We start from the raw sequence: 12,272 nt of genomic DNA, 5'->3' as shown, positions 1-12,272 counted from the left end.
GCGCGCCGGTCCCATGGACATGCCGCTCGCCAGCACCCACATGATTACCATCGACCCTGCCGCCCTGCGCGCCTGGCCGCTGCCCATGCCGCCCGCCGAGGGCGACAAGGAACGGCGCGGCCACGTGCTGATTCTGGGCGGCTCGTGCGAAATGCCGGGCGCCGTGATCCTGGCGGCCACCGCGGCCCTGCGCGCCGGCGCCGGCAAGCTGACCATCGCCACGGGCGCCAGCGTGGCGCAGCTGGTGGCGCTGGCCATGCCGGAAGCGCGCGTGATCGGCCTGCGCGAGACGGCCGAAGGCGGCTTCGAGCGCGATGCGCTGGCCATGCTCGATCCGCTGGCCGACAAGGTCGACGCGGTGCTGATCGGCCCCGGCATGCAGGATGAGGCGGCCACGGCGGCACTGGTGCGCGCCTTGCTGCCGCGCCTGGAAGGCGTCAGCGTGGTGCTCGATGCCAACGCGATGGGCATCGTGCTCAACCCGGACCTCGATGGCGGGAACGCACCGTTCCGCTTTGCCCAGACCGTCATCCTCACCCCGCACGCGGGCGAGATGGCGCACCTGAGCGGCAACCCGAAAGAAGAGATCCTGGCCGACCCCGACGCCGCAGCCAGGGAGGCCGCGCAGGCCTGGAACGCGGTGGTGGCGCTGAAGGGCGCGCGCACCGTGATCAGCGCGCCGGAAGGCGGCCCCTGGCAGCATGAAGGCGGCAACGTGGGGCTGGCCATTTCCGGCTCCGGCGATACCCTGGCCGGCATCATCGCCGGACTGGCCGCGCGCGGCGCGACCCTGGCCCAGGCCACCTGCTGGGGCGTGGCCCTGCATGCGCAGGCGGGCGAACAGCTGGCCTTGCGCTTTGGCGTGCTCGGCTATCTGGCACGCGAGATTCCAGCCGAAATTCCAGCCCTGATGGAGCAAGCCGCCCGTTCCTGATGTCGACGGAACGGCCGCGGCCAAGCAAAACGTTTGATCAGTATCAAATTGCGCGGACATGGAGGTAAATCTACGTCAGATACGCAAATAAAGATGAACTGGCGCAGATGTTGAAAGTCTAATTTTTACAGTCGAATTCGCGCATCAGTTAATGGGACCGCCTTATGCACGATGTCGGTTCCCTGATGGTCCTCGCCGGGCAGCGTGTATGTCCGGCAGGATCGACCTGGCGCCGTTGCCTGCGGCTATGCAGTGACAGGCAGCGGTACTCAATTGACGTGACCGAGGAGTAAACAATGAAAGCATTCACAACCGCACCAAAAATTCTGCTGACCGCGGCGCTGCTGGCGTCAATGCTCGTTGCCTGCAAGCGCAATGACACCCCTGCCACCGGCACCGGCACCAGCGACACCACCACCTCCGGTACGACCTCCGGCACCACATCCGGCACCAGCGGCACCGGCGGCACGACTGGAACCGGCACGACCGGAACAGGCGATACCGGTACCAGCGGCACCGGCACGAGCGGCACCGGAACCAGCGGCACCGGAACCAGCGGTACGGGTACCAGCGGCACGACGGGCGATACCGGGACCGGCACCTCGGGCACCGGCACATCCGGCACTGGGACGACCGGCACGGGGACCACTGGCACGGGCACGACCGGCACCGGTACCTCAGGCACCAGTGGTACATCGGGCACGACCGGAACATCGGGCACCAGCGGCACCTCAGGCAGCACGGACACCACCCCGCCGCCCGAGAAGGACAAGCGCTGACCGATCGTGCATGTCCGCAAATGAAAAGCCGCCGTTTCTGCCAGTGGCAGAAACGGCGGCCCGGCTACTGACGGCATCCGGTTCCGATGTGCCGGCAGTGCCCCCTACAAACTGCGGCTACTTGAGCGGCAAAGCATCCCGCATAGCCGCGCTGCGCTTGTCACCCGTGACCAGGCGCACCACCCGCATGATCAGGCGATAGATCAGGCGGATAAAGGTGAGGAACAAAATCACCTCGATAAACGTCGCCAGGAACGCCAGCAGCGGCCCGAAGCGCGCCGAACGGCGGTGGAACTTGGCGCCCATGCTGTCAGTCTTGATCTCAATGCTGTCGTAGAAGGTTGGCACCACCAGCAGGGTCAAAATGGTCGACGTGATGGTGCCGCCGATGATCGCGATCGCCAGCGGCCGGTAGAACTCGCCGCCCTCGCCCAGCCCCAGCGCCACCGGGAACATGCCGGCGATCAGGGCGAAGGTGGTCATCAGGATCGGACGCAGGCGCGCGCGGCCCGCCTCCATCAGCGAATCCTCGCGGCTGTGGCCTTCACGTTCGCGGCTCCTGGCCGCGTCGAGCAGCAGAATCGCATTCTTCGCCACCAGGCCCATCAGCATGATGATGCCGATGAAACTCATCAGGTTGAGGGTGTTGCCGGTCACCAGGAGCGCCACCACCACGCCGATCAAGGACAGCGGCAGGGACAGCATCACCGCCAGCGGCGCCGTAAACGAACCGAACTGCATCACCAGGATCAGGTACATCAGCCCGATGCCCGACACCAGCGCGATACCCATTTCGGTAAACAGCTCCTGCTGGTCCTGGCCGGCGCCGCCCAGTTCACGGCCGTAGCCGGGCGGGTAATCGAAGGTATCGGCCAGTTTCATGGCGTCGGCCGTGACTTCGCCGTTCGAGCGGCCCTGCGCATTGGCCGACACCGAAATGGTGCGCTTGCCGTTCTTGTGCGAGATGCCGGATGGCCCCTTGCCCATGGTAATGGTGGCAATCTGGTCGAGCGGCACCATCTGGTTGGTGCCGGTCACGGCGATCGGCAAGCGTTCGATATTGTCGGCGCTGATGCGGTCGTCCGGATGCAGGCGCACCGCCACGTCGCGCGTTTCGCCGGTCGGGTCGACCCAGTCGCCCACTTCGACGCCGGCAAACGCCACCCGCAGCGACTGGGCCGCATCGTTGACGGAAATGCCCATCGAATTGGCCAGGCCGCGGTTCAGTTCGATCTGCAATTCGTTTTTCGGATCCTGTTCGGACAGGCCGACATCGATCGCGCCCGGCACCATGCGCAGCTTTTCCATGTAGGCATTGGCGATGTCGAGCAGCTTGCGCGAATCGGGCCCGGTGAACTGGATCTGGATCGGCTTGTTGGCGCCATTGTTCATGTCGTCCAGCACCACGTATTCGGCGCCGACCAGCTGGGAAATCTTGGCGCGCAGCTCGACCGCGATTTCCTTGGCGCTGCGCGAACGGGTGGCGCGCTTGCCGATATCGACATACACCTTGCCGCCGCCCGTGTTAATGAAGGCGTTGGTATCCTTGGTTTCCTTGATCGTGCGCGCCAGCTCGGCCGCCTTTTCCAGCTTGGCGCGCGAATACTCGACGCTCGACGAGGCCGGCGTGCGGATATCGATCAGCAACTGGCCATAGTCGGCCTCCGGCAGGAAGCTGGTGCCGCCCTTGGCGCCCTGCAGATAAATCGCGCCGGCGAAGGTGGCCACGGCGATCAGGGTCATCCAGATGCGGTGATGCAAGGCCCAGGCGATCACATTGCCGTAGCGGTCGGCCTGGCGGTCGAACCACTCGTTAAAGTGATGCAGCATCAGCGACAAGCCTTTTTTCGGCGCCGTGTGGTGGTCCGGCGGGTCGCCCCAGTACGCCGACAGCATCGGGTCGAGCGTGAAGGAAATGACCAGGCTGACCAGTACCGAGCAGGTTACCGTCAGCGCGAACGGACGGAACCATTCACCGGACACGCCCGGCATGAAGGCCACCGGAATGAACACGGCGATGATCGAGAACGTGGTCGAGGCCACCGCCATGCCGATCTCGGCGGTGCCTTCGAGGGCAGCCTTGCGGCGGTCGGAACCGCGCTGCATGTGGCGCACGATGTTTTCGCGCACCACGATCGCATCGTCGATCAGCACGCCGATCGCCAGCGACAGCCCGAGCAGGGTCATGAAGTTGAGCGTGAAACCGCACAGCCAGACCGCGATAAACGAAGCGATCACCGACGTCGGCAAGGAGAGCGCCGTGATCAGGGTCGAGCGCCACGAATTAAGGAAGGCGTACACCACGAAAATGGTCAGCACGGCGCCGAAGATCAGCGACTCGATCACATTGTTCAGGCTGCGCTGGGCTTCATCGCCGCCATCGCGCGTGACTTCCAGCACGGTGCCTTTCGGCAGTTCTTTTTCCAGTTCCTTGATCAGCAGCTTGGCCTTGTTCGCCACGCTGACGGTACTGGCATCGCGCGAGCGGGTCATGGTGATGCCCACGTTCGGCTTGCCGCTGCGGATGCTCAGGTTGTTGACTTCGGCAAAGCCGTCGCGGATCTCCGCCACCTGGGCCAGGCGCACGATTTCGTCGCCGCGGCGCTTGACCACGATCTGCTGGAATTCCTCGGGCGACTCGATGCGGCCCACCAGGCGGATGCTTTTCTCGTCGTATTCGCCGCGAATCTTGCCCACCGGCGCGTTGGTGTTTTGCGTGCGCAAGGCGTTGACCACGTCGGACACGGCCACATTATACTCACGCAGCTTTTCGGCGCGCAGCAGCACCGACAGTTCGCGCCGCAGCGCGCCGTTGACGTTGACCGTCGCCACGCCGTCAATGCCGCGGAAGCGGTCGGCCAGCACGTCCTCGGCCAGGCGCGAGATTTCCGCATGGGTCTGGCTGGTGGAGGATAGCGCCAGGTTCAGGATCGGCTGCGTGGCCGGGTCCAGGCGCTGCAGGATCGGTTCGCGCATCTCGGTCGGCAGCTTGTAGCGCACCGTGGCGATGGCGTTGCGGACCTCGTCGGACGCTTCGATCAGGTTCTTGTCGAAGTTGAACTCCAGCCAGAACTGGGCATTGCCCTCGACCGCATTGGCGTGCACATCGGTCACGCCGGAAATGCTGAGCAGCGACTTTTCGATGCGGTTGATCACTTCGCGCTCGACCGTGTCGGGCGACGCGCCCGGATACGGAATATTGATCTGCAAGACCGGCACTTCGACGTCGGGATTCTGGTTGACGCGCAGTTTGGTCAGGGCAAGCAGGCCCATGCACATCAAGGCGACGATCAGCACAATCGTCGCGATTGGCCGCTTGATACTGAAATCGGAAAGAAACATGGCTTATTTCCCCTGCACGGCAGCTGGGGCGGCGGCAACCTTGGCCGGCGCCAGTTCGACCTTCTGGCCCTCTTTGAAGGCCGAGCTCGGATTGCGCATGACGATGTCGCCGGCGGCCAGGCCCTGCTTGATCTCGTAGTTGCCGGTGCGCGTGTCGCGCGGCCCGACCGCGAGGTCGACCTTGTTCAGTGTTTTGTTGCGCAGGCGCCAGGCGTAGGCCTTGTCGCCGGCCTTGACCAGCGCGCCTTCCGGCAACATCAGCGCAGCCTTGGTTTCAGCCTCGATGCGCCCTTCCCCGTACAGGCCGGAAACCTTCGGCACCGCCGAGCCGGGCGCAAACCCGACCAGCACCTCGACCTGGCGCGTCACTTCGTTGGCGGCCGGATCGACCCGCTTGACCACGCCGCGAAATTCTTCGCCGGCATAGCCGTTGATCCGGAAGCTGACCGCCTGGCCAACCTTGACCGTGCTGATGCGGTCGGCCGAGACGTGCCCTTCAAAACGCATGCTGGACGGGTCTATCACTTTCAGCAATTCCTTGCCGACCGAGGCGGTGTCGCCGGCCGAGACCTTGCGTTCGCTGACCACGCCGTCGAACGGCGCGCGCACCATGGTGCGGGCCAGTTGCTGGCGCGCCAGCGCGGCGCGCGATTTGGCGGCCGACACTTCGCTCAGGGCATTGTTGCGGCGCACTTCGGCGTCATCCATTGCCTGGGCCGAGGTCATGCCCGAGGCGCGCAGGGTTTTCATGCGTTCGAGCTGGCGTTCGGCCTGGTCGAGCCCCTGGGAAGCGGCGCGGGCCGATTGCTCGGCCGAGCTGAGGCTGTCGCGGATGGCGGTTTCGTCGAGCTTGACGAGGATATCGCCGCGCTTGACGATGTCGCCGTTTTCCTTGAGCACCTGCAGCACCACGGCCGAGACTTCGGCGCGCAGGTCAGCCTTGCGTTCGGGCTGGACCGAGCCGGTCACGACCGGACCGGACGCGAGCGCGTTCGATTGGATCGTGAGCATATCTTCCGGAGAAACCAGCAACTGGACGGGGGCGGCCGCCTTGGCGTCCTTGCCCGGTTCTTTGGCGTCCTTACTGCAGGCGGCGAGCGCCGTGGCGATGGCGAGGACGAGCATTGTTTTGCGCAGCATGGGATTCTCCGGGTTCAAATCGGTCAGACGTATGTATCAAATTGAAAACTATCCGCGGCAAAGTATCCTTGAGACGGATATCGACGTCAATTAGCAATCTTTCAACCTGCCCGTTTAGATGCCTGAACTGCGGATTTGCGGGACTGAACTGCATTCTTGCCGTACTGAGTTGCAACAAACTGGGCAGCCACACCCCATGTGTTTTTTAGTCCCGCGCCATGGCGCCGGGTCAGAACCGCTCGAACAGATGGAAAATTGCAAACCCCATGCCGATACCGGTGCAAATGCCGCCCGTGATTTCGACCAGGGTATGGCCCATGCGTTCCCGCAGATGGGTATGGTCGGCGGCGCTGCCGGCCACGCGGTTGATGGCGGCGGCCTGGCGGCCCACGTGCTGGCGCAGGCTGTTGGCGTCGATCATCACAATAAATGCCAGGGTCACCGCCACCCCGAATGCCGGGCTGTCCATGCCTTCGCGCAGGGCGATCAGGGTCGCCATGCTGGTCACGACCGAGCTGTGATTGCTGGGAAAGCCACCGTTGCCGACCAGATTGAACGCCCAGCGCCGCTGGCGTGCACTATTAATCAGGAACTTGATTGGTCCCACCACCAGCCAGGTCAGGACTGGCGTGATGAGGTAGCTGATATCCATGCGTGTATCCTTGTTGTCATTAAACCGCGAAATTGCTGCGTAATTAACAATTATCGCAGATCACGCCCGCCAGGGGGACCACGGCACCGGCCGCCGAGCCGGGGCGCACGCGCGCGTTTGACCGCTCATCGGGCAGGAAAACCTATTAGAATGACATCAGACCGCCGCCTCGCCGGCGCCCGCCGTTCGTATCGAATTTTTCCTTGGGAATTTCCGCATGCGCCACTTCAGACTCTCCTTCCTCGTCACCTTCATTCTCATGTGCGTTGCCGCCTGGTGGGGCTACTCGCGCGGCGGCATCCCCGGGCTGCTCAATGCACTGTGGATATCCGCGGTGCTTGGCGTGCTGGAAGTGTCGCTCTCGTTCGACAACGCGGTGGTCAACGCCTCGGTGCTGCGCCACTGGAACGACTTCTGGCGCAAGCTGTTCCTGACGGTCGGGATTCTGGTGGCGGTGTTCGGCATGCGCCTGGTTTTTCCGCTGGTCATCGTTTCCGTCGCCACCGGGCTGGGCTTGCTGGACGTGTGGACCATGGCGATCAACACGCCTGACGAATACTCGCGCCACCTGACCGAGAACCATGCCGAGGTGGCGGCGTTCGGCGGCGCCTTCCTGCTGCTGGTGTTCCTCAACTTTTTATTCGACGAAGAGAAGGAACTTCACTGGCTCGGCGTGTTCGAAGAGAAGGTGGGTAAATACGGCAGCGAGAGCCTGTCGGTGATGCTGACCCTGTGCGCGGCGTTCATGGCCATGTACCTGGTGCCGGAAGCGCGCAAGCTGAGCGTGCTGATGGCGGGCGTGCTCGGCGTGGTCATTTACGTGGGCGTGAACTGGATCAGTACCCTGCTGGAGGAAGAAGAAGCCGATCCGACCATCGGGCAGATGGTTTCGCGCGGCAGTATCGGCGGTTTTTTGTATCTGGAAGTGCTCGATGCCTCGTTCAGTTTCGACGGCGTGATCGGTGCGTTCGCGATCACGAGCGATGTGGTCATCATCATGCTGGGCCTGGCCATTGGCGCCATGTTCGTGCGCTCGATGACGGTGTACCTGGTCGACAAGGGCACCTTGCAAGAGTTTGTGTACCTGGAACACGGCGCGCATTACGCCATCGGGATTCTGGCGCTGATCATGTTCGCCAGCGTGCGCTATCACATTCCGGAGTGGTTCACGGGGCTGTCGGGCGTGGCGTTCATTCTGGTGTCGCTATGGTCGTCGCTACGGTACAAGAAACAGCAGGAGGCCTTGGGGGTGGCTTGACAAGGGCGCCGTTGGGGGAGGCGAGCTTCCCCCACGATTCTTTCTGCCATTGGCGGAAATGACTTGCCGCGCAGGCGGGAATCCAATTCCGTAACGCAGTTGCAGGCAGCTCATTGAACTTGGATTCCCGCCTGCGCGGGAATGACGGTTCTGAAGTTTGTGGCGAGAATAACGCTGAACCTAAGGCCATCGAGTCGAGCGGCCAGTTTCCTGGAGAGGCGGGAACGCATGCGTTCCCGCCGAGGGCCGCGCTGGCGCGAGAGCGACGTCAACGGTGCAAAGATACTGCACCAGCGCATGACACCTTAGAGTTTCTCCATCTGCTGCTTCACATACACCGCGCCCGGGCTGGCCGGCGCCAGTTCCAGGAAGGTCTTGAACGCCAGCTTCGCCTTCGCCACGTCGCCCGCCTGGGCATGCGCATCGCCCAGGTTGCGGTACGCCACCGCGCGCGACGGGTCCATCTTCACGGTATTGTCGAACCAGCGCGCCGCCTCGGCGAATTTCCCCTGCTTGTAATACACGAAGCCCAGATTATTGGCCGCCAGCGCAAAGTCGGCGCGCAGTTTCAGCGCCTCGGTGAATTCAGCTTCGGCCGCCGCATACTGCTTCTCCTTAAACAGCTGCAACCCGCGGTCGTTGGCGCGCTGGGCCAGCTGGCGCGCCGACGACGGCACCGCCAGCGGCGTCACCAGCTTCTGCTCCTTGCCCTGCAAATCCTTGACCGCGACCGGCGCCGTTGGTGCCGTCACGCCCGGCTTGTCGTCCGACTTGGGCGCGTCCGGACGCACCGCGTCGAGCTTGGCGTTGAGCGCGATCGCCTCGGTCGACAACTGCGCCGTCTGCGGATTGAGAAACTCCGCCTCGACCGGCAGCTCGAACACAAAATCGCCCCCTTCCGAGCCGGGCAGGCTGCCGAACGCCGGCGTCTGGTTCGACACGCCCGCCACCGCCGGCGCCACATAGGCCGCCAGTTCGGTGGCCGTGATCAGGCCGTCGCCGTTGAGGTCGCCCTTCCCCGCCAGTCCCTGCAGCAAGGTCCAGGTGAACACCGAATGCCCGTTCGGCCCGCCGTCCGACACCAGCTGGTCGGCCCCGCCGGCGGTCAGCATCTGGCGCCCGATGCGGCGCGCGTTATCGCGCAGGAATGCACCGGCGCCGCCGCCGCGTGTCAGGCCCAGCCCGCTGTAGCAGGCATCCATCACGAACAGTGCATGCTTGGCGGTCAGACTCTCGGCGATGTTCTGGATTTCGCTCATCGGAATCGCATCCGTGGCGAACTGAGCCGGGTCGGAATCGTAAGGCACGATGTAGCCGAGGTCGCGGCCCGAACTGAGCTTGCGGGTAGCGCCGTGGCCGGCGAAAAACACGAAAATCCGGTCATTCTTTTGCACTCCGCCGTGGGCCAGGCGGTCATGGAAGGCGCCAAGGATGCCGGCACGGGTCGCTTCGGCATTGTTGAGCGACACCACGCGCTCGGCCGCGAAGCCGAACTTGCCGATCAGCGTTTCGCGCACGCCCTGGGCATCGCGCACCGCGTACTGCAGCTTGAGCCACTTCGGATAGCTGTCGATACCGATCACGATGGCCCAGGAATTGGCGTAGCCGGTGCTCACCGCCACTTTTTCGGCGGGCGCGGCGGCCGTGTTGGCGCTGGTGAAATTGGCGCCATCCCAGCCGGCGAACTGATAGCCCTCCGCGATCAGGCGGTCCAGCACGGCAGGCAGCGCCTTGACCGTGCGCGCATGGATGTCGTGGAACAGGATGATGCCGCGGCCCTCCTTGTCGACCGTGCGCAGGACCCGTTCCGCGATCGAGGCCGGAACTGGATCGGCCCAGTCGAGCGAATCGATATTCCACATCACCGAGCGCAGGTGCGCGCCCTGCAGCGCATGCATGCCCTCGCTGTTGCGCGCGCCGTAGGGGAAGCGGAACAGCGGCGAGCGGCCGGCATCGATCGCCTTGAGCAGCACATCGGTGTTGAGGATTTCGGCCTTGAGCCTGTCGCCGGTTTCTTTCGACAGCTGGGCGTGCGTGTAGCTGTGGTTGGCCAGCGTGTAGCCGCCCGCCTTGAGCTTGCGGCTGACCGCGGCGCCCTCCGACAGCGTCGCCTTGCCGGCGGCATCGACACTGCCCAGGTTGCGCCCGACGCTGAAAAACACCGCCGGCACCCCGTACTGCTTGAGGATCGCGGCGATTTCTTCGCTGTAGCGCTTGTGGGGACCGTCGTCGAAGGTCAGCACCACGGTTTTCTTGGGCAAGGAATTGCCGAAGATCTCGTTGGGATCGGGCTCCGCCTTGGCCTTGGGCTCCGGGGGCAAGGCCGATGCCGGGTAAGGCATCACCACGCCATGCTCCTTGAGGATGGTGTCGCGCGCGTACAGGGTCTTGAGGTAAGCCAGGTAAGTGTCCCAGCGCTCGCGCTTGAGCTCGATCGCGCGCGACTCGTAGCGGCCGAAGACCTGGCGGATTTCCTTCTCGTAGTTGCGCTCGATCTCGGCCAGCGCATCGAGATCCTCCGACAGGCGCTTGTGGATCTTAATGGCCGGCAAGCTCGAATCCTTGGCCACTTCCGCCAGCAAGCCTTGCAGCAGCTCGCGGAAAGCGAGGCGGTCGGCGTCGTACAGGGATTTGTCGGACTCGATGAAGCTGAGCAGTTCGCTGACGGCATCGAAGCGGTTCGGCTGGGTGGAGGCGAGCAGCGCGGCCACGTCGCGTTCGAGGGATTCGGCGCGTGACTGATTCTCGTGGAACAGGTTCTGGCCGACGCGCTGCGCCTGATCGCGCTCATTGGCCGGCATCGACTTCTCGTCGGCGAGCAGGACGATGATCTTGCGGTAATTGGCCAGCAAGGCCTGGATGCCGCTCATCAGCGGCGCGGTATCGGTGCGCGGCGCAGGCGTGGCGGCGGGGGCGGACCTGACCGGCGCGGGCGGCGGCGTTGCCGGCGCCGGCTTACGTCCGGCAAACAAAAAGGTCGCCCCGGCCGCGCCCGCGATAGCAAGCGCAGCGGCGATTTTGATGGAAGTGGAAGTCACGGAGACACACCTGTTGGAAGAATTGCATCGATTGTATTGCAAAACCAAACACACCGAAAATTCCTACACCTGCAGTCAACCTTCCCACAATCGGGGTCAGAGCTCTGACTCGCAACATTTTTCGTTTCCTAACCGGGGTCAGACCTCTGTCTCGAAATTTTGCAAAATTCGAAAACCCCAAAATATCCCAATGTATCGCTTGCACGGCGAACCCCGTCCAAATGCTCATAAGACCGACGTAGCAGGAATCAGTGCGTTTAACAAAATTTCGAGTCAGAGCTCTGACCCCGGTTGGGAAACGAAAAAGAGTTGCTAGTCAGAGCTCTGACCCCGGTTGAGGAAGATCTGTGCCCGGCGGTAATGGGCACTACTGGTAGCGTGCGAGGATAGTGCTCATGGCGCCGCTCGCGATCAGGCGCGCGATGGCTTTGTCGACATCGGCCACCGCGACCTTGCCCTTGGGGGAGACCGCACACTGGCCCATATAGCTCTTGACCTCCAGCGGCGGGTGCAGCACAAGCACGGGGTCGCTGAGCTTTTGGCGGTAGTCGAGAAAGAGTTTGGCCGTGACGACATGCTGCAAGCGCCCCGCCGCCAGCTTGCGCAGGTTGGCCAGCGAGCTGACTCCTTCGTCGCGGATGAATCCCGCGCCCAGCATGTCGTCAAGCTCGGGATGGGAGTAGCCGAGCACGGTGCCGATCGGCTTGCCCGACACGTCGGCCACGCTGCGCGGACGCGCCGCACTGCGCGCCGTGATCAACACTTGGGTGATCGGGACGAAGGCCCGGCTCCAGTGGAACGATCCGTTGAGCCATTCGGGAACATAGCTGCACAGCACGTCCGCACCACCATCTTCCAGCGTGCGCACAATCCGCTTGCGCGGCATTGCCACAAACACCGCCGTACGCCCCATCGCGCCGGCGAGCGCCTGGCCGATGTCTTTGTGGATGCCGTCGACCAGCCGCCCTCGCTCGAAGCGTGCCATCGGCATGTCGGTACTGGTGTCGACCAGCACCGACAGCTCCGCCGCCTGCGCTCCGGGTGGGAGCGACAGCAGCAAGGCCAGGAGCAACTTAGGATTCGTCATGCCGCCGATCTTACCTCATCAGCAGGCGGACAGTAAGAGCAG

At 63.8% G+C, this 12,272-nt stretch carries 8 protein-coding genes; 3 read left to right on the top strand and 5 right to left on the bottom strand.

The window, feature by feature from the left end; genetic code table 11:
- Positions 1-13 precede the first annotated feature (13 nt).
- Entirely contained in the window at positions 14-934 is a 921-nt protein-coding gene (locus tag RBA40_RS04705) for an NAD(P)H-hydrate dehydratase (protein WP_306646370.1), read from the top strand.
- Between the two features lie 296 nt (positions 935-1,230).
- Entirely contained in the window at positions 1,231-1,713 is a 483-nt protein-coding gene (locus RBA40_RS04700) for a hypothetical protein (protein ID WP_306646368.1), read from the top strand.
- Between the two features lie 117 nt (positions 1,714-1,830).
- Here RBA40_RS04700 and RBA40_RS04695 read toward each other — a convergent pair whose 3' ends face one another.
- The 3 genes from RBA40_RS04695 to RBA40_RS04685 form a co-directional block, all read right to left on the bottom strand.
- Entirely contained in the window at positions 1,831-5,055 is a 3,225-nt protein-coding gene (locus RBA40_RS04695) for an efflux RND transporter permease subunit (protein ID WP_306646366.1), read from the bottom strand.
- 3 nt (positions 5,056-5,058) lie between these two features.
- Complete coding sequence (locus tag RBA40_RS04690) at positions 5,059-6,195, bottom strand: efflux RND transporter periplasmic adaptor subunit (protein WP_306646365.1); 1,137 nt, start codon at positions 6,193-6,195, stop codon at positions 5,059-5,061.
- 229 nt (positions 6,196-6,424) lie between these two features.
- Entirely contained in the window at positions 6,425-6,847 is a 423-nt protein-coding gene (locus tag RBA40_RS04685) for a divergent PAP2 family protein (protein WP_306646363.1), read from the bottom strand.
- Between the two features lie 217 nt (positions 6,848-7,064).
- Between RBA40_RS04685 and RBA40_RS04680 the strand changes: the two genes are divergently transcribed.
- Complete coding sequence (locus RBA40_RS04680) at positions 7,065-8,105, top strand: DUF475 domain-containing protein (protein ID WP_306646361.1); 1,041 nt, start codon at positions 7,065-7,067, stop codon at positions 8,103-8,105.
- A 305-nt stretch (positions 8,106-8,410) separates the two neighbouring features.
- Here RBA40_RS04680 and RBA40_RS04675 read toward each other — a convergent pair whose 3' ends face one another.
- Both RBA40_RS04675 and RBA40_RS04670 read right to left on the bottom strand, forming a co-directional pair.
- Complete coding sequence (locus tag RBA40_RS04675; protein WP_306646360.1) at positions 8,411-11,143, bottom strand: polysaccharide deacetylase family protein; 2,733 nt, start codon at positions 11,141-11,143, stop codon at positions 8,411-8,413.
- A 367-nt stretch (positions 11,144-11,510) separates the two neighbouring features.
- Entirely contained in the window at positions 11,511-12,230 is a 720-nt protein-coding gene (locus tag RBA40_RS04670; protein ID WP_306646358.1) for a substrate-binding periplasmic protein, read from the bottom strand.
- Positions 12,231-12,272 lie beyond the last annotated feature (42 nt).

The sequence above is a fragment of the Massilia pseudoviolaceinigra genome, from assembly GCF_030846505.1.
In the GTDB taxonomy this organism is placed as follows: domain Bacteria; phylum Pseudomonadota; class Gammaproteobacteria; order Burkholderiales; family Burkholderiaceae_D; genus Telluria_A; species Telluria_A violaceinigra.
The sequence above is the reverse complement of the archived record's forward strand: the minus strand, read 5'-3'. Positions and strand labels throughout refer to the sequence as shown.